Annotated in this window: 14 protein-coding genes and 5 pseudogenes; 12 read left to right on the plus strand and 7 right to left on the minus strand. The window is 62.7% G+C overall.

All coding sequences use genetic code 11. The features are described 5' to 3' along the window. From F6X53_RS03755 to F6X53_RS03775, 5 genes are all read left to right on the plus strand, one after another. Positions 1 to 886 (plus strand): aldehyde dehydrogenase family protein (locus tag F6X53_RS03755; RefSeq protein ID WP_150997406.1); only part of this gene is annotated, 886 nt, incomplete at its 5' end. A gap of 7 nt (positions 887 to 893) precedes the next feature. Beyond that, a complete protein-coding gene (gene mmsB, locus F6X53_RS03760; protein WP_150997408.1) occupies positions 894 to 1,769 on the plus strand; it encodes a 3-hydroxyisobutyrate dehydrogenase in 876 nt (291 codons plus the stop codon). A gap of 67 nt (positions 1,770 to 1,836) precedes the next feature. Next, positions 1,837 to 3,072: an ABC transporter substrate-binding protein gene (locus tag F6X53_RS03765; protein WP_150997410.1), complete on the plus strand. Its 1,236-nt coding sequence runs from the start codon at positions 1,837 to 1,839 to the stop codon at positions 3,070 to 3,072. A 30-nt stretch (positions 3,073 to 3,102) separates the two neighbouring features. Beyond that, positions 3,103 to 3,651, plus strand: coding sequence for an amino acid synthesis family protein (locus F6X53_RS03770; protein ID WP_150997412.1), 549 nt, complete (start codon positions 3,103 to 3,105; stop codon positions 3,649 to 3,651). An 873-nt stretch (positions 3,652 to 4,524) separates the two neighbouring features. Continuing rightward, entirely contained in the window at positions 4,525 to 5,229 is a 705-nt protein-coding gene (locus tag F6X53_RS03775) for a hypothetical protein (RefSeq protein WP_150997414.1), read from the plus strand. A 34-nt stretch (positions 5,230 to 5,263) separates the two neighbouring features. Here F6X53_RS03775 and F6X53_RS03780 read toward each other — a convergent pair. Then, a pseudogene (locus F6X53_RS03780) lies at positions 5,264 to 5,410 on the minus strand (SDR family oxidoreductase); the annotation flags it as partial. A 1-nt stretch (position 5,411) separates the two neighbouring features. On the opposite strand from F6X53_RS03780, the gene F6X53_RS32885 reads away from it, so the two are divergent. From F6X53_RS32885 to F6X53_RS03795, 3 genes and pseudogenes are all read left to right on the plus strand, one after another. Further along, positions 5,412 to 5,555, plus strand: coding sequence for a hypothetical protein (locus F6X53_RS32885; RefSeq protein WP_210386374.1), 144 nt, complete (start codon positions 5,412 to 5,414; stop codon positions 5,553 to 5,555). A 170-nt stretch (positions 5,556 to 5,725) separates the two neighbouring features. Further along, positions 5,726 to 5,971 (plus strand): annotated as a pseudogene (locus F6X53_RS33015) (hypothetical protein); the annotation flags it as partial. Positions 5,972 to 6,007: 36 nt separating this feature from the next. After that, positions 6,008 to 6,163: an integrase core domain-containing protein gene (locus F6X53_RS03795; protein WP_150997416.1), complete on the plus strand. Its 156-nt coding sequence runs from the start codon at positions 6,008 to 6,010 to the stop codon at positions 6,161 to 6,163. 16 nt (positions 6,164 to 6,179) lie between these two features. On the opposite strand, the gene F6X53_RS03800 is transcribed toward F6X53_RS03795, so the two are convergent. Next, the gene (locus F6X53_RS03800) at positions 6,180 to 7,277 is read right to left on the minus strand and encodes a patatin-like phospholipase family protein (protein ID WP_150997418.1); all 1,098 of its coding nucleotides are present in this window, start codon (positions 7,275 to 7,277) and stop codon (positions 6,180 to 6,182) included. Between the two features lie 1,145 nt (positions 7,278 to 8,422). Between F6X53_RS03800 and F6X53_RS03810 the strand changes: the two are divergent. Continuing rightward, positions 8,423 to 8,617 (plus strand): annotated as a pseudogene (locus F6X53_RS03810) (IS630 family transposase); the annotation flags it as partial. 86 nt (positions 8,618 to 8,703) lie between these two features. On the opposite strand, the gene F6X53_RS32095 reads toward F6X53_RS03810, so the two are convergent. The 4 genes and pseudogenes from F6X53_RS32095 to F6X53_RS03820 form a co-directional block, all read right to left on the minus strand. Then, the gene (locus F6X53_RS32095) at positions 8,704 to 8,850 is read right to left on the minus strand and encodes a hypothetical protein (RefSeq protein WP_191970678.1); all 147 of its coding nucleotides are present in this window, start codon (positions 8,848 to 8,850) and stop codon (positions 8,704 to 8,706) included. Positions 8,851 to 8,868: 18 nt separating this feature from the next. Then, positions 8,869 to 8,997, minus strand: a complete 129-nt coding sequence (locus F6X53_RS33590) for a hypothetical protein (protein WP_280525997.1) — start codon at positions 8,995 to 8,997, stop codon at positions 8,869 to 8,871. Positions 8,998 to 9,109: 112 nt separating this feature from the next. Next, a pseudogene (locus F6X53_RS33025) lies at positions 9,110 to 9,334 on the minus strand (DNA-binding response regulator); the annotation flags it as partial. After that, positions 9,331 to 11,205 carry a PAS domain-containing sensor histidine kinase gene (locus F6X53_RS03820; RefSeq protein ID WP_238297299.1) on the minus strand — a complete coding sequence of 625 codons (1,875 nt, stop codon included), beginning with the start codon at positions 11,203 to 11,205 and terminating at the stop codon, positions 9,331 to 9,333. The pseudogene F6X53_RS33025 and the gene F6X53_RS03820, both read right to left, overlap by 4 nt. Before the next feature lie 1,481 nt (positions 11,206 to 12,686). Between F6X53_RS03820 and F6X53_RS33595 the strand changes: the two genes are divergently transcribed. Then, on the plus strand, positions 12,687 to 15,245 hold the full coding sequence (locus F6X53_RS33595) for a winged helix-turn-helix domain-containing protein (protein WP_280525992.1): 2,559 nt from the start codon (positions 12,687 to 12,689) through the stop codon (positions 15,243 to 15,245). Positions 15,246 to 15,438: 193 nt separating this feature from the next. Continuing rightward, positions 15,439 to 15,989: pseudogene (locus F6X53_RS03830) on the plus strand (thiamine pyrophosphate-binding protein); the annotation flags it as partial. A gap of 56 nt (positions 15,990 to 16,045) precedes the next feature. On the opposite strand, the gene F6X53_RS03835 reads toward F6X53_RS03830, so the two are convergent. Further along, on the minus strand, positions 16,046 to 17,245 hold the full coding sequence (locus tag F6X53_RS03835) for an IS256 family transposase (RefSeq protein WP_150997423.1): 1,200 nt from the start codon (positions 17,243 to 17,245) through the stop codon (positions 16,046 to 16,048). A gap of 625 nt (positions 17,246 to 17,870) precedes the next feature. Here F6X53_RS03835 and F6X53_RS03840 point away from each other — a divergent pair. Further along, positions 17,871 to 18,335 (plus strand): MaoC/PaaZ C-terminal domain-containing protein, encoded by a 465-nt coding sequence (locus F6X53_RS03840; protein ID WP_191970679.1) that lies wholly within the window; start codon positions 17,871 to 17,873, stop codon positions 18,333 to 18,335. Positions 18,336 to 18,343: the final 8 nt, after the last annotated feature.

Genomic DNA, 18,343 nt, shown 5'->3' on the forward strand with positions numbered 1-18,343 from the left:
CGACAAGGAGGCCGTCGACGCGATCCTCGACGACGAGGACATCCGCGCGGTGGGCTTCGTCGGCTCATCTCACATCGCCGAGTACATCTACGTGCGCTCGGCGCAGACGGGGAAGCGCGCCCAGTGCTTCGGCGGCGCCAAGAACCACATGATCGTGATGCCGGATGCGGATATGGGCCAGGCGGTCGATGCCCTGATCGGCGCCGGCTACGGCTCGGCAGGCGAGCGCTGCATGGCGATCTCGGTGGCGGTGCCGGTGGGCGAGGCCACCGCCGACCGGCTGATGGAGCGCCTGATCCCGCGGGTCGAGTCCCTCAAGATCGGCCCCTCGCATGATGGGTCGGCCGATTACGGGCCCCTCGTCACGCGCGAGGCGGTGGAGCGCGTGCGCGGCTACATCGACACGGGGCTGCGCGAGGGCGCGGAACTGGCCGTCGACGGGCGCGACTTCAAGCTCCAGGGCTACGAGAACGGCTTCTACATGGGCGGCTCGCTGTTCGACCGCGTCCGCCCGGACATGACGATCTACAAGGAGGAGATCTTCGGCCCCGTGCTCTCGGTGGTGCGGGCTAAGGATTACGAGGAGGCCCTGGCGCTGCCCTCGACCCACCAATACGGCAACGGCGTCGCGATCTTCACCCAGGACGGCGACGCGGCGCGCGACTTCACCGCGCGCGTCAATGTCGGGATGGTCGGCGTCAACGTGCCGATCCCGGTGCCGATCGCCTACCACACCTTCGGCGGCTGGAAGCGCTCGGGTTTCGGCGACCTCAATCAGCACGGGCCGGACGCGATCCGCTTCTACACCAAGACCAAGACCGTGACCTCGCGCTGGCCGTCCGGCATCAAGAGCGGCGCCGAGTTCTCAATCCCCACAATGCGGTAGGTCGACTATGGCACGTGTCGCTTTCATTGGACTCGGCAACATGGGCGGCCCGATGGCCGCCAACCTCGTGAAGTCCGGCCATGCCGTCTTCGGCTACGATGTGGCGCAGGAAGTCTGCACCACGGCTGCCGGTAAAGGCATCCACATCGCAGACACCGTCGAGGCTGCGATTGGAGACGCCGACGTCATTATGACGATGTTGCCGAATGGCGACCTCGTCCGATCGGTCTGGGCTCGTGCCGTTCCCGCGGCGCGAAAAGGTGCTCTGATCATCGACTCGTCGACGATCGATGTGAACAGCGCGCGCGGGGCACATGATTGTGCCCGAGCGGCGGGTCTGCTCTCCCTCGACGCGCCAGTTTCCGGAGGTACCGAAGGGGCGGTGGCCGGCACCCTCACCTTCATGGTTGGCGGTGACGAGGCCAGTTTCGAGGCCGGTCGTTCGCTGCTGGCCCAAATGGGCCGCCGGATCGTTCATTGCGGAGCCGCCGGGAACGGTCAAGCAGCTAAGATCTGCAACAACATGATCCTCGGCGTGACAATGATCGCGGTCAGCGAAGCCTTCAACCTCGCCGAGCAGGTCGGACTCTCACACCAGGCGCTGTTCGACGTTGCTTCGTCCTCCTCGGGTCAGTGTTACGCTCTAACGACCCATTGTCCCGTGCCCGGTCCTGTGCCCACGGCTTCGTCGAACCGCGGCTATACGCCTGGCTTTGCGTCCGAGTTGATGCTCAAGGACCTGCGCTTGTCACAGGAAGTCGCGGAAGCGAGTCGGGCGGCGACCCCGCTCGGGGCCGCGGCCCGCGATATCTTCGACCGTTTTGTCGAGAACGGCGGTCGAGGCCGAGATTACTCCGCTGTCATTCAATTTTTGCGAGGATGAGCGTCAAATCTCGACACACCAATACATCCAGAAAAAAGATAAGCCATCGCAATAATGGGAGAGAAACATGCGCATCGCAAAGATGTTGCTCGCAGCAACGCTGGCCTTCACAGTGTCGAACGTTGCTGACGCGCAGAACGCCAAGTCAATCAAAATCGGCGTTCTGAACGATCAGTCCGGTCCGTATGCCGATATGGGCGGCCCTGGATCCGTCATCGCCGCACAATTGGCAGTAGAGGACTCGGGACTTAAGGCTGCCGGCTGGAAAGTCGAAATCGTTTCCGCCGATCACCAAAACAAGGCCGATATCGCTGCCGGTACCGCTCGCAAATGGTACGACGTGGAAGGTGTCGACATGATTACCGACCTGACGAATTCGGCGGCAGCCCTGGCGGTGAGTCAGATCACGCGCGACAAGAACAAGGTCGCGCTGGCGTCAGGCCCGGCGACTTCGGATCTGACCGGAAAGGCCTGCTCGCCGAACACAATCCACTGGACCAACGATACCTGGGCTCTGGCCCACAGCACAGGCAAGGCGGTCGTCGAGACCGGAGGCAAAACCTGGTTCTTCCTCACCGCGGACTACGCCTTCGGCCAAGCACTTGAGCGGGATACAGCCTCCGTCGTCAAGGAGAGCGGCGGTACTGTCATCGGTACTGTGCGAGTGCCCTTGGGCAGCGCGGATTTCTCGTCCTTCCTTCTCCAGGCACAGGCTTCGAAGGCGCAGATCGTTGGACTTGCCAATTCGGGTGGCGACACGACGAACTCGATCAAGCAAGCATCCGAGTTTGGGATCGTGGCGGGCGGTCAGAACTTGGCCGGGCTTCTGATCTATGTCACCGATATCCATTCGATTGGCCTGCAGATCGCGCAGGGATTGATCCTTACGTCGCCGTTCTACTGGGACTTCAACGACGGGACCCGCTCCTTCGCAAAGCGCTTCTCCGCGCAGATGCGCGGAACGCAGCCGACGATGGTTCAGGCCGGGGTCTATTCGGCCACCCTGCATTATCTCAAGGCAGCCGCCGCCAGTGCAGACCCGCACGATGGCCTCAAGGTGGTGGACGCCATGAAGGCGCTTCCCACCGACGATCCGCTGTTCGGCAAGGGAAGTGTCCGCGCGGACGGCCGGAAGCTGCACAACATGTATCTCTTCGAAGTCAAGAAGCCGTCTGAGTCGAAGGCTCCGTGGGACTACTACAAGCTGCGTGCAACCGTTCCGGCAGATCAAGCTTTTCGCCCGCTCTCCGAGAGCGAGTGCCCACTGATCGCTACTGCCCAAACCAGCTCCGCCCAGAAGTAGTCGAGTTCGTCGTTGCTGAGAGGAAGACTGATGTCATTGCTTGAGTTGCGCAAGATCGTTACGCAGATTGAAGAAACACTGATCGAGAATGGCAAGCCCGTGGAACCGGCGAGCCGCAAGGTCGCCATCGCGGGCGTCATCAAAAATCCGTACGCCGGCAAGTACGTGGAGGATCTGTCACCTCTCTATGACCTAGGCGCGGAGGCGAGCAAAATCCTTGCCGAGCGCGGCGTGGCCGTTCTCGGCGTCCAGGCGGATGAGGTCCAGAGCTACGGCAAGGGTGCAATCGTCGGGACAGCAGGCGAGATCGAGCACTCAGCTGCGCTCCTACATCCCCGCTTTGGAGCACCGGTCCGGGCAGCCGTGGGAAGCGGCAAGGACATCATACCTGGAACCAAGAAGGTTGGGGCGCCCGGCTCTGCAATCACCATGCCGATGACGAATAAGGACAACATCTGGGATTTCGATCATATGGATGCGATCGAGATTGCGATCTCGGATGCTCCTAGGCCGGACGAAATCGTCATCGTCGTTTGCCTCGGTATCGGCGGACGGCCGCTCCATCGCATTGGGAAATAGACCTGCCCAGGACCTGCTCCATTCGTCTTCGAACGTTGGCTCGGTGAAAATCGCACCTGGTGCAATGCGGTCCACCGAGCCAGCAACAGGCACGATCTACTTTGAGTTTGACCTGGAAGGGAACGGTGAAAGAGATCGTCCTGCGGGCGAGTGGGTTGCCGGAAGTTCAAAGGGTTTCGGGCGGTCAATGACGTGGCTTTGGAGGTCGATCGTGGCCATATTAATCGGGTCATGGCCAGGTGCGAGAGCCGATTTCGGGCACAACCATGGGCAGGAGAGTCGCCCTCCCCCAGGTGGGAAAATGCGAGCAGAATTCTTGTAACGTTTTTCCTGTCTTCTTCTATATAGGGAATATCGTTACACGTTTTTTCGCTCACACCTCTTCGGTGGGGTGGCGACCTCCCTACCCGTGGTTGTGAGCTGTTGCATGCGATCAATCTGAGCAGAGAAGAACGGGCTCTCAACCGGTGAGACAATGCCGAAAGTAGGGCGGTAGATCATCCGAAAAACCGGCATCGTATATCGTCCTCACGAAGATAACTGCATCGCAGAACAGCCGAGCCACGTAGTGGCGATGGCACCGAGCGCAGCGAGGTTGGGCTCCTATCGGTAAGTCGATCCACTGTCCTGCTCAGCACCCCAAGTTGTTCTGATTAGACGGAACACCCAGACCGACGGCGAGCAGCGGCTACAACCTTGACCCAGCCGCTAACCGCCTGCATACTTTCCTGAGCATCACGACGAGAGCTGGCCTCTCCCCAACCTGCCCTTCGGCGGCAAGGTGGTTCCACGGCAGTGGGATGCGGCTGACAAACGTCAGCAAGAGTAGCCGGAAGCGCCAGCCTTCCAGAACGAACAGGAATGGAGGCGCTCATGTCCGGTTACACACCGCTTGCAGACCTCATTCAGAAGCGGATGCGGGAGCTAGGCCTGACCGAAGAGGCGCTGGGCCGCCGCCTCGGTTACACGAACTCGGCTAAGGCTGCGGGCCGCGTGCATGCCTTGTGCAACGGCCTACCACTCAGTGCTAAGAGCCGCTTCGCTTTGTGGCGTCTGCCCGAGGCTCTCGAAGTCCCTGCAGCCGTGGTTCTGCTGGCCGTTGCAGACACGGAGCGGCTTTTCGCCCAGTGGGAGTTAGAGGCGGAGGAAGAGCGTCGCCTTGCACGAGAGGCGGAAGAGGCTGCCTGGCGGGCCAGTTTCCACCCACACGCTGTGATTCAGACGGAGCACACCGTCCCCACACAGATCACATTCTGCGGCCTCACGGGTGGCGCTGGACGATGGCTCATGATCCCGTTCGACCTGTCCCGCCCTCCCCTCACCTACGTCCAGCAGGCGGTCGACGCCCTTCCCGAGAAGTCCATGGCTCGAACAGGCGGAGGGCGAGCAGTCATGTTCTTTGGCCGGGCCCTCGGGTTGATCATCAACTACACCCCGGACGCGGCTTTGCGGTGCGACCTCGATGGAGAGCCGTTGGAGGTTCTCGCCAAGGTATATCGACCGGGAGAAGTGAGCCTCTCCTTCGGGGGCCCTCCCCTTTCGCCATCCGTCGTGTCACGGGTGCTCGGCTTCTCGTAGGTTTCCTTCAGCCTCCTGAGCTCACGGCGGCCGACTACACCTGCGCCATGCCGTCATCCACGCACAACTCGGTACCGGTCACGAAGCTGCTCTCGTCGCTGGCGAGGAACAAGGCCGCCGCGGCGACCTCCTCCGGGCGTCCAAGGCGGCCAAGCGGGATCAGCTTCGTCAGAGCGTCGCGCATGTCCGAGCTCTTGGCCGCCTTCGTGATGCCCAACGATCCGGCCGTCGACAGGATCTTGAAGGCGGCCTTCGACGTCCTGCGGCGCGCCCGCAAGAAGGACGGCATCGACGGCTACGAGGCGAAGTCGCGAACCCGCGTCTGAGAGCTCGCCCCCGCCATCTGGTCAGCCGTGACCGGCCTGAAGATCAGCTACGCGCTTCCCCCGGCGAGCTTCGAGGCTGAAGGGCCGAAGGTCCGGACGCCGGTAGCCATCCTCGAGGGTCACGTCGCCACCTGTCCCGACACCGCTCTCCTGCTTGCGGCCGCACTCTCAGCGGGAAGCCGAACCGGCATCGGCTAAACCACGGCGGCAATCGGCAGGCCAATGCCGCCCTTTACCGTGTCGTGATCGTACGCCTGCGCAGCCATCCGCCGACCCTCGCCTACCTCAGCAAGCGTCTCGCCGAGGGACTGACAAAGCGCGAGGTCATCCGCTGCCTCAAGCGGTTCGTCGCCCGCGAGATCTACACTCATCTCCGGTCGTCTCCGGGCTGCGTAGCAGGCGCTGCTCCCGCTTGACGATTATAGGAGCATCAACGCCAAGGCCAGAGCTTCATGAAGACACTCAAGGTCGAAGCGGCGTATCTGACCGAGTACGAAAGCTTCGCCGATGTTGCTGCTGATCTTCCGCGCTTCATCGAGGAGATCTACAACACCGGAAGGCGGCACTCCGCGCTCGGCTATCTAAGCCCCGTGCATTTCGAGGAATAACACGCCCGGCAGCGGGTCAAAACCTTCGCCTGAGACTGTCTACCGATAGGGGCACACTCCAGAGGGGTTTTTGGAGGTGTCCAGTCTGCTGCTCGACTCGGGTTGCAAGCCAAGCCTCCGCTGCGGCGCGCCCCCGATCCCGGAGGCGCACAAGAAACGACCAATCCGTGTTCTTGAAGCTGTGCCCGCTCAGGCCCTCAACATGGTCCTCAGCTGCGATACGGTGCAGCTTAACACCCTGCAGCTTGCGGCCAAGCGGCGAGTTTCGGATGTCGCTCTCCCGGCAGAGCTGGCTCATCATCGACAGAGCCTCAAGATCCTTCTGCAGTGAGTTACTGAAGGTGATCTGGTCCAAACGCATGTCGATCTCCGTCGAGCTGGTCGGCAGCTCACTGTGGCTTGCCGGGATGATCTGCACCACAAGCAGCTCGGAGGCGCATGTGGCGGTCACAAGCGGCAGGAGAGGAGGATTGGCCGCATATCCACCATCCCAATGCGCCTCACCGTCGATCAAGATCGCCTGATGCAGGTGGGGCAGACAGGCCGACGCGAGCACCACATCGTAGGTCAGCTCCGCATTCTCGAAGATCCGAAGCTCGCCATCACGGACTCGGGTCGCCCCCAGCAACAGGCGCACAGGCGAGCTCGTCCGCACTGCTTCAAGGTCGGCCTCCTCGCTGAGAATGGAACGCAGAGGGTTCAGGCCGAAGGGGTTGAACTGGTAGGGCGAGAGCTGTGCCGCCATGGTAGTCAGGACGGGGTTGGCTGAGAGCAACTTGCTCCGGGAGCCCGCTTCGCTGACCTTGCGCCAGAATCGTTCCAGGCTGGCGCGTGCTTCGACTGCTCCGCCCCGCGCCAACCCTGAGGCAAGCACGACGGCGTTCATCGCGCCGGCGCTGGCCCCACTCACAGCATCAAAGCCGATGTCCTCATCCAGGAACCGGTCCAGCACCCCCCACGTGAACGCGCCAAAGGATCCGCCGCCCTGGAGAGCCAGCGAGATGGGCTTCGTCGTATGGTTCGTTTGGTCGAGAGAGGAGTGTCGAGGTGCGTCCTGCGGATTCGTGCTGGGCTGGATCCCAGGGGAAGCAAGACTCGTGTCGTCAAAGGTCATGATCTACTCCTATCCTGCCGTAGCTCTTATTTGCGCGGATCCGTAACGCAGCAGGGCCAATCGGATCCGTGAGGAGAGAAACAGCGAAGAGGCAATATGGCTGCTGCTCTGCAGCATAGGGCGAAGCTCGTGCTGCATGGCACAGAGGGCATGGAACCGGACGCTCTCATCACCTTACCGACGACGGGGTGATGAGCGCCGAGAAAGCGATCTCCCAACGGGATCGGCTGCCACATTCGGCTCATTCCTCTCCCGCTCGGTCCAGACCAACCGCACCAGCCGGGTAGAACCCGGAATGCTGCGGAGCGGGCTCAACCCACCGATGGTGCCGGGGCGCCGGTGCCGCGAGACGAGACGGCAGATCTGGATCGAACGGCATGAGGGAAGCGCCGGCGGAGACGAGGCCAGCTAGCGCACGTAGGTCGTCAGGTTGCCTCGAATCGCGGGAGATCAGCTCTGCATCCCGTTGCAGGCCCAGGTTGCATGCCTTCGAAGGGAGGGCGCCATCAGGTGTACAGGCATCGTGGCGGGCGCAGGCGGCATCGAGCGCGTCGATAGGTGGGAGCGGGGCGTTGTTCCCGGGTCCGCAGTAGTTGCCGTGTAGGAGCAGCGCCGGCCGATGGGCCATTGGCCCGGATTGCGCCAGCGCCGGTGCCACTAGGCAAGTGGCGAGCATGAATGGAGCTGCGATTTTCACGATCATGGCGTTCTAACCTGTAAGCTGTAAGCGATCTCACCCCCTCAGGCGGTTCGCTGCATGCTGATTGGGCCACCCTTGCGAAGTCCGCGAGCGTGGGCATGGGTGCTCTGCTTTGGGGTACTGCGAAAGTCGGGAGGGCTAGCTCTTTAGATGCAACCCGTGACGCTCTGGAAGCTTCTCTGACTTCTCGAAAGAATGACTGACCGAGGCTTAGTGCTTGGTGACGCCATCCACATGGTCTTCAGCCTTTCTCACAGAGATCTTAGCTGCCGCCAGGATAGGTTGGTCAAGGTGGGTCGGTCTATTGAACCTGAGTAGAGAGAAATGAAATAAACGTTTCGCGGGATTATACGAAGGATTATACCAACGGGCGCCGAGTGGGACTAATGGGGTTTCGCAGTCGGCGGCGGATCTGGTTCGATGCGGCGCACCGGGAGGGTTCGTCATGTCCGCTGCCGTGCCACTTCGAGAGGACTTCACAGCCGACGATCTGCGGCGGCTGGCGGGAGGCAGCCGAGACGCAGGCCAGAGGCGGCGTTTGCTCGCTCTGGTACAGATCTACGAGGGCGGCACACGCCCGGACGCCGCCCGGACCGGCGTGGTTGGCTTGCAGACGGTGCGGGACTGGCTCCTGGCCTTCGTGGAGCTGGTCGAGCGCCGCCCAGGCTGATGCGCCGAGGTGGAAGCGCCGGCCCCCGCAGATCAGGACGCGCATGCGGAGCCTCATCAGAGTGTGTTCTTGTCCTCGAAGCGCTGGGACAGATAGCGGCGCAGGCCGTCCCGAAGCAGGCGGTTATCCGTGGTCAGCGTGGGCAGGCCGTTCACGTTGAGCGTAATGCCCACGTCGGGATCGAACTTGCTCTCGATCAGCACGTCCTTACGGCTGATGTACTATCGGTCCTTCTTTGAGCTGTGCCAGCCGTGCAGCAGCGTGCCAGTAACGCAGCTAATATCCTGGCGGATACGCTGGTCGCAGCGGGCGGCGAACTCGCGCAGGCGGCGGATGTAGCTGAACGACAAGCCTTTCTCGCGGTGGTCGTCCAGGGTGCGCTCCGTGGTGGCTCTGTTGACACGTGATCGGCAGGTGGAGGCCAAGCTCCGCCATCTGGGCCTGAAAATCGAGCCCGCTGAGGCCCGGCAGGCGCACGTCGACGACGAGGCAGCCCAGCCCGTCGGGGCGCGGGCTCTGCAGGAACTCGGCGACCGAGGCGAAGGTCGCGGCGGCGAGGTCGACGGAGCGGAACAGACCCGCCAGCGCTTCGCGGATGCCGGGATCGTCGACGACGAAGACCATCGAGCGCGGGGCTGACGCGGGGCCCGGCAGGGAGGTTGGCTCGCCGGCAGTGCTGCGGATCATCCCACCCTCTCGGCGCTGACCGGTACGGTGAAGTGGAAGGCGGCGCCCGGGCCCGGCTGCTCCGAGGCCCAGAGCCGTCCGCCATGGGCCTCCACGCTCGTGCGGCAGATCGCGAGGCCCATCCCCATCCCCTCGTTCTTCGTGGTGAAGAAGGGCTGGAACACGCGTGCACGCGCCTCCGGGGCGAGTCCGGGGCCACTGTCGCTCACGCTTACCCGCACAGCCTCGCCCTTGCCCGCACCCTCGCCCGCACCTTGGGCCTGGGCCCGGACGACGAGGAGACGCGGGCGGTCGTGCGTCTCCGCCATGGCCTGGACGGCGTTAACCATCAGGTTGATGACGACCTGCTGCAGTTGCACGCGATCGCCGCAGACCGGCGGTAGGCCCGCCTCGAACTCCCGGCGCAGGACGACGCCGTGGCGCAGGATCTCGCGCTCGATCAGGACGATGGCCTCGTCGATCATCTCGGTGAGGTCGAGCCAGTCCGGGCGCGGCGGTGCCTTGGTCAGGAACGTGCGGATGCGCGCGACGATCTCGCTCGCCCGCGTGCCGTTCTGGACGACGCGCGTCACCGCGTCCTCGGCCTCCTCGAGGTCCGGCACCGGGCGCCGGAGCCAGCGCAGAGCCGCCTCGCCACTGGTCACGATGGCGGCCAGCGGCTGGTTCACCTCGTGGGCGATGGAGGCGGTGAGCTCGCCGAGCGTGGAGACGCGGGCGGCATGGGCGAGCTCCGCCTGCACCGCCAGCAGGACCTCCTGCGCCTCCTTGCGCTCGGTGATGTCGACGGCGAAGACCAGCACGCAGCCGAACTCCTCGGCGTGCTCCGGGAAGGTGATGCCGAACAGGATCGGGACGCTCGCGCCCGTGAGCGCCCGGATCTGCGTCTCGCCCTCGAAGAAGGTCTCGCCCCGGGCCAGCGCCAGGAGGGATTTCAGAAAGGTCGGCTCATCCTCGCGCAGGAGATCGTCAAGGGTTCCCAGCGCTTGTGCTTTGACGCTGGCACCAATTAGGCTCCGCGTCATGGCATTGACGTCGACGATTGTCACGCTGCGCCGCATCCGGGCGACGAAATCGGGGTGGTCTGCGAGGTAGGCCTCGAGGTCGGCCGTCTCGTTCGCGAGGGCATCGAGGGCCGCCTTCACGGGCATCCAATCCTGCTGCAGGATCGAGACGCGGGTCGTGTCGAAGATCGTCCGGTAGCGCCGCTCGCTTTCCACGAGGGCCGCGTGCGCCCGCTTGCGCTCGCTGATGTCGGTGTTGGTCTCCAGGACCGAGACCGGCTCGCCGCGGGTGTCGCGCCGCAGGGCCCATCGGCTCTCGACCGTGACGGTCCGGCCCGAGCACACGGTCTGGACGAGTTCTCCCTCCCAACGCCCGGTGCGGATCAGCTCCGCCTGGATCGCCTCCAGGTCGACGGGGAAGACGGTCCGCAGCAGAGCATGAACGTACCGGCCTACGGCCTCGTCCCGGCTCCATCCGTAGAGTTCCTCGGCACCCCGGTTCCAGAAGGTGACGATGTCGCTGAGGTCGCGCACGAAGATCGAGTCGTGCGTCAGGTCGAGGAGGTGGGCCTGCTCGGTGAGCCTCTCGGCGGCGGCCTGGTTGCGCAGGGTGAGTGCCGTGCTGGTGACAATAGCCGCGAGGCTCACGGATGCCCGCAGCAGGGCCGAATCGTCTTGGAACAGTCCATGCTGCGGTAGATAGGCCGCAACCGTCAGGGCCATGCAGCCGGTTGCTGTCAGGGTCACGCCGGAGCGCCGGACGGTTCTCCCGGCGATCAGGATCACCACGACGTACAGGACAGCGATCCCCCCTTTGATGGAGGTCAGCACGTCGACCAGGAAGATGACCACCGCCAATAAAAGGGCCATCAGCTGCGAGATCGTCCGTTTGGCGACGGCCTGATTCGCCGGAGGATACCTCTGCTGGACACTCGGTCGGCGGTTATACTGACCCGACGCAGGCAGCGCTTGTTGGTCAGAGATCGGAGACTCCTGCATCCGGCCCTCTTGCAGTTAAAACGGCATTTTTAACTTTATTAGGTATAAACGTGTTTGCCGTTAGTGCGCTCTCCGACGAAGTGGATGCAGGTTATTTGCAATAAATCGGGACAAAACAAAGATTTAGGACCACCAACCTGGTGCAATTAGGTCGGTAACGGCTCTAGTGGCCTAGGCTGATCGGTGTCAGGCGACAACGCGGGCTGCCCTCGAGCTCGTTCGTTTTCCAGCGTAGCTTGTTCGTCTTCGTGACCGCCTTAGCGAGTGCTTCGCACCCTCGCACGTTGCGCGACAAGGCCGTGACCCCCTCCCGCTGACGAATGGTTCACAGGCGAATGGTCGGCACCAGAGCCTGTCGCAAAGTTTTTTCGCGCACGGTTCGTAAGCGGGTTGCGCTTCGCTGAACCTGCATCGGCTCGACCAGAGATAGAATTTCCACCGTCTGAAATCCAAACCGACAACCAAAACTTAGGCTGTACTACGTCCTCGACTACGTTCTCGCGCAGCTCGCACACCGCTCGGAAAAAGTTTGCGGCAGGGCCGTCGATCTCGCTGCGGTCGATGGCGTCAGCAATCTGGTTCAGCATATCGCCGACATCCCGTAGCACGTCTTCACGCCGGCTACCTGCAACCTCTCGACCAGTAAGTCGGTCACTCGTTCACTCATGGCGGAACTTCTCCTGCCGCATTGTCCAGCGAGCTGGATCCACGGGTTAATGGTCAGGCTCTCGGGGTCAGGTCACACCCTGGCCAGCGCCGTCGTTCCACTCCCGCGTAAAGGTCGTGCCATTCGAGTTATCACGCGATCCCCCGAACGGGGGACGACGGAAGGGGATGCAAAGGGACCGCGGGCAAGCAGGCAGCCGTCGGCGTCGTGGATGGGCCGTTAGCAGAAAGCATCCCCCAGACCGTTGCAACGAGGTGATGCTGCGCCGCATTGCGCGGGCGTATCGCAAGCGGGCAATGCGATCTCGTCACCTGGGTTCGATTGAAGTGTGTGTCCTTGATGGTGGAGGCTGATCCGGACCTGCCTTCACTTTCTCCTGGGCTGGTCCAAGCGGTATAGTCTGCAATCGAGGCTCGATCCCCCAGATGGGGGATCGAGCGATGGTTTCCGGGGGAACGCGCCGTTGACAGAGCCGGCTTCAACAGGCTCGGAGAGCGAGCCAACCCCTCTTAAAGGTACGATCCCATGCGGGAATCGGCTACATTTCCTTGCGACCAAGGTCGTTCCACCGCGATGCCGGGGGCTGATCGCACGGCCACGGCTCCTTGCTGCGGCCTCTCAGCTTTCCGAAAAGCGTCTCGCGGTTATCAAAGCTCCAGCGGGGTTTGGGAAGACCTCGCTGGCTGTGACTTGGCTGCAGGAATTGCAAAAGAGCGGAAATGCAGTCGCATGGCTAACTGTCGATCCTAATGATGACGATCCCGCGACTTTTATATTCTATGTATGTCACGCTCTACGACGATCGTGCGAGAAGGTAGGTATAGCGGCGATTGACCTGATTCAGGAAAGCTTCCTCATCGACCCGCGAGCGATATTGTCAACCTTGATAAATGAATTGCTAGATGTAAACGACGAAGTATTCTTGCTGTTAGAGGATTACCACTGGATCAGCAACCAGGAGATCCATCAGGCGCTGGCGTTTTTTCTGCGGCACGCCCCGTCCAATTGCCACGTCGTCCTAACCACGCGAACCGAACCGCCGTTGCCTCTCGCATCGCTGCGCGCCCAGAACCTGGTGCTGGAAATCGATGTCCCCGCCTTGCGATTTGATCTCGATGAAATCCGAGAATTTGTCGAGGCCGAGGGTCCGGGCACGCTCGGCCCGTCGGATGTGAAACTTTTGCGTGACAAGACGGATGGCTGGCCGGCCGCCCTGCGGATCGTGACGTCCACGTCGGTCCAGTTAAACCAGGATTTCGCGCAGTATGTGCGCGATCTCTCGGGCATCCAGCGCTCCATTGGTGCCTATCTCGGGGAACTGCTCGATGGCCTTCCTCGCGACATGGTTCAGTTTATGCTTCGTGCGGCGATACTCGATCGGCTGTGCGTGCCGCTATGCAAGGTTGTGACTGGCGCGAATTCCGGCCAGGAATGGCTTAGGTCGATTGAGCAACGTCAGCTACTACTCACGCCTTGCGATCACGAAGGCCATTGGTTTCGCTACCATCCACTCCTTGCGGGGTATTTGCGCCAGAGGTTGGAGTCGGAGCTTGGCAACGAGGTTCCTGGGCTGCATCAACGTGCGTCTCTCTGGTACGCCTCCCAGGAAATGTGGACGGACGCCGTCCAGCACGCGCTCGCGGCGGGCGATGCTGTCCGAGCGCTAAGCTGGATCAAGAATTGCGCTATGCCTCTGGTCAAACAGGGTGATCTTTTCACCTTGCTGGGCTGGCAACGGCTATTCCCGTCCGGGCTCGTGCGTGGCCAGCCGGAGGTCGGACTGGCGGTCGCCTGGGGATTAGCTCTCGCCATCCGGTACGACGAGACGCTCGACCGGCTGAACGAAGTAGAGCGAGATATCGACGCAAATCTGACGCAAGATGGAGGAGCATTTCGTTGTGAGTGTGACGCGATTCGCTCGGTCGCGCTCGCACTGAAGGACGACAGCGAGCCGGCGCTATCCATCGCACAAGACTGCCTCAGCCGATCAGCCGATCCATGGTGCGCAAATGTTGCATCGAATGTTGTTCGCTTTGGGCATTTGAAGCGGGGTAATCTGAAGGAATTCTACGCTACGCCCTGGATTCCTTTCTCACTCGATGAAGACAAGAGGAATCTATTTGCTTCAGTTTATTATCGTTGTATTCAAGGGCTGGCAGAAATTCAGCAGCTTCGCATTACTCCTGCCGAACGCTATTACGTCTATGCCCTGCGGCTTGCTGAACAGCATGTGGGTCCAAACTCGGTCGCAGCGGCATTACCAGTAAGCCTGCTCGCCGGCATTCGCTACGAGCAGGGTCGGCTGGACGAAGCGGAATCCATGCTGATTGACCGCATTCCGCTCATCAATGCTGGTGCAATGTTGGACTGCGTTCTGAGCGCCTACTCTGTCATGGTGAAGATCGCCGTGCACAGGATGAACTTGGAATCAGCCCACATTTTACTGGAGAAGGCAGAGAACCTCGGCAATACGCGCGGCTGGGCACGCCTGAGCGCGGCAGCGGCGCTGGAACGGACGCGTTTATGCCTTCGAGAGGAACGAATCGCTGAAGGCGTCGAGCATCTCAGTCGTCTCGAATACCTTGCAGCAAAATATCCCGCCCCAACCAATTGCGCCTGGTCGGATATCCATCGATATGTAGCCCTAGGGCGCGCTTACACTGCCTCGGCGCAGCGACGCTTTGACGACGCTATATCAATTTTAGCCGCGCTGCAGCGCGATCTGGAGATCGTCCAAAATCGTCACTTCGCGCTCCGGGTGGAGATGCGTGTTGCGACCATGAAATTTAGAGCGGAGCAAGTGGCGGAAGCGCTAGGAGCTTTCGGGCATATCGTCGCCGTGTTCGCAAAGGCGGGCATCTATCGCACTATTCTGGATGAGGGGGCCGAAGTTGGGCCCCTGCTTTTGGCGTTTCAGGAGAACTCCGCGCGGACGAGCAGCTCTCTCGAGCTCCAGTCTTTCGTGTCAAACCTAGTCGCGGCTTGGAAGTCGCGCCATCAGCCTGAGGAGGGCCAGCAGTCTCAGCCCTCGCCGACGGCCGGGGCGCTCAGTCGGCGTGAGCGGGACATACTCAAGTTGATCGCTGACGGCCTATCCAACAAGGAAATCGCCAGGGACCTCGCCATCTCCCCCGAAACAGTGAAGTCACATGTAAAGCACATTTACATCAAGCTTAATGTTGAGAGACGGGCGCAGGCCGTGTCGCGCGCTCAAATTCTGGGACTGGCTGACGCTCATCGATAACGCCGGTTCCGTTCGAAACCGCATGCCTCCTACCGCATCCTCCCCCATCTCGATCCCCCGTCCGGGGGATAGGGCCTCCCGACATCTCCGACCATGTTTGACACCGCAAGGCACGGCCGAACTCCGTGGCGAATTTGAGCGGCGATGCCCCGCAGGTCGAATGACCAGTCATCCACGATGAGGAGAGAGTTTCGTGTCACGAACGGTAGCGAACCAATTTGCGGAGATCTTGGCGTCCGCAGGCGTCAAGCGCGTCTATGGAATCGTCGGCGGCAGCCTCAACGGCCTCACGAACGCGATACGACGGCAAGGCAAGATCGAGTGGATCCATGTCAGGTATGAGGAAGTCGCGGCGTTCGCGGCGGGGCCGAGGCGCATCTGACGAGTGATCTCGCGGTGTGCGCGCGGAGTTGTGGCCCGGGCAATCTGCACCTCATCAATGGGCTCTTCGACTACCAACGCTCGCGCGTACCGGTGCTCGCCATCACGGCACACATTCCTTCGGCGGAAATCGGCTCCGGCTATTTTCAGGAGACTCACCCGGAGATGTTGTTCAAGGAATGCAGCCACTATTGCGAGTTGGTCTCTGCGGCGCATGAGATGCCGCGCTCGCTCGAGATCGCGATCCGAGAGGCGGTCGGCAAGCGCGGCGTATCGGTGATCGTCATGCCTGGCGACGTCGCACTGCAAAAGGCGCCCGACGCTCCGCACCCGAGGGTCGATGCCCTGCTGCGGTCGTGTCCCCTGGCATGGTGTAGCTCGCTGAGAGTCACCACGATTACCGGCTTGGGCCGGGAGGATCAGGCTGCCAGGGTGGGCAGGCTGACGAGGGGATCATCGCCGATCGGGGCGATGCTTTCCAGGGTAATGTAGCGTGAGCGCTGGACGGCCCATTCGTCGTTCTGTTCCAGCAGGATCGCGCCCACAAGGCGCGTGATGGCCGCTTCGTTGGGGAAGATGCCGACCACCTCGGTCCGGCGTTTGATCTCACCGTTCAGGCGTTCCAGTGGGTTTGTGGAGTGCAGCTTGACCCGATGCTGGACGGGGAAGCCCATGTAGGCCAGCACGTCCGGCTCAGCCTCGTCCATCAGCGCGGCGAGCTTGGGCACCTTGGGCCGGAGCTGGTCGGCCACGCGCCGCCATTGGAGCCGGGCCGCCTCGGCGTCGTCCTGGGCGAATGCCGTGGCGATGAAGGCCGAAACGACGCGGCGGCCCGAACGACCCGCATGAGCAAGGACGTTGCGCATGAAGTGCACGCGGCAGCGCTGCCAGGTCGCGTTCATGACCTTGGCCACCGACGCCTTGATGCCCTCGTGGGCGTCCGAGATCACCAGCTTGACCCCACGCAGGCCGCGGCGCGCCAGCTTGCGGAGGAAGTCCGTCCAGAACGTCTCGGCTTCGGAGGGACCGACATCCATGCCCAGCACCTCGCGACGGCCGTCGGTGTTCACGCCGACCGCCACGATCACGGCCACCGAGACGATGCGTCCGTCCTGGCGCACCTTCACGTAGGTCGCATCGATCCAGAGATAGGGCCACTCGCCCTCGAGCGGCCGGTCGAGGAACACGCCCACGCGCTCGTCGATCTCCTGGCAGAGCCGGCTGACCTGGCTCTTCGACACGCCTGTGCCGCCCATGGCTTGGACGAGGTCATCGACCGAGCGGGTTGAGATGCCCTGGATGTAGGCCTCCTGGATCACAGCCGTGAGCGCCTTCTCGGCCATGCGTCGCGGCTCCAGGAAGCCCGGAAAGTAGCTGCCCTTGCGCAGCTTCGGAATGCGCAGCTCGACCGTGCCGGCACGCGTCTGCCAATCCCGGTCACGGTAGCCGTTGCGTTGGACCAGCCGCTCGGCGCTCTTCTCGCCGTGGGCCGCGCCGGTCAGGCCGCCGACCTCCAGCTCCATCAGCCGTTCGGCCGCAAAGCCGATCATCTCTCGTAGCAGATCGGCGTCCGCGCTCTTCTCCATCAGCCCGCGTAGGGCCATCATCTCGTCGGTCATCGGGGGTCTCTCGGGTTCGAGGTTGGTGCTCGCAACCCGACCCTACCCGGCAACCGCCGATGACCGCCCCGCGAGAGATCCCGCCTGCTACAGCGCTGTGAACGGCGCGCAGGTGGGCTCTCCCGCTACCGGCGAGCTACACCACCAGCCGGGACACGACCCCTGCTGCCGTCCGCGCCCGTGTTGATACCGGCAAATCCGGACCTCGACCGGCTCGCCGCACTCCTCAACAGCGAAGGACGTGTGACGATCCTATGCGGCTCGGGTTGCCACGGAGCCCACGACGAATTGTTGGCGCTAGGGAGGCGCCTGAAGGCCCCGATGGTCGGCCGATCCCGATGGTCCGCTCCGCAGCAGACGCTGCCCTTGCGGCAATTGACGTCGGCGCGGGCGGACACAGCATCCTGACGTCGCCTAGATGAAGCGACTGGTCTTGCGTTGCGCTGCTATGTCTCGGCCGAGCCGACCGTCGGCGTTGCATGCCCGTTAGGAGCAGTAACGTAGCGCCTCGACTGGCACGGCAGATTCATTGGTATGAGGCGCGGTAACGCGGACGGACCGTCTCGGCCTGACGAACTTCGGTAGACATCATCGCTAATCGCATGAGACCACAGTGAGCTCTGCCATGGATCGACGCTTCTATCTGGACGATCTGCGGATCGGCCAGACCTTCACCAGTGGGTCGCACGTCCTAGACGCCGCCCAGATCAAGCGCTTTGCGGCCGAGTTCGACCCGCAGCCGTTCCACCTCGACGAGGCCGCCGCCGAAGCATCGTTGCTGGCTGGCCTCGCGGCGAGCGGCTGGCACACGGCCGCGGTGACGATGCGGCTCCTCGTCGACGGCGGCGCGCCGATCGTTGGGGGCGTCGTGGGTGCTGGCGTGGAGATCTCGTGGCCTAGGCCGACCCGCCCCGGAGACGAACTCCAGGTCGTCAGCGAGGTGACCGAGGTCACCCCCTCCCGATCCAAGCCCGGCCGCGGCATCGTCGTCCTGCGGAGCGAGACCCGCAACCAGCGCGTCGAGGTCGTCCAGGTCCTCACCTCGACGTTGGTGGTGCCGCGGCGCCCCTCTGATGCGGCGGATGGCTGAGACCCCGA

Source organism: Methylobacterium soli, assembly GCF_008806385.1.
Classification (GTDB): Bacteria; Pseudomonadota; Alphaproteobacteria; order Rhizobiales; family Beijerinckiaceae; genus Methylobacterium; species Methylobacterium soli.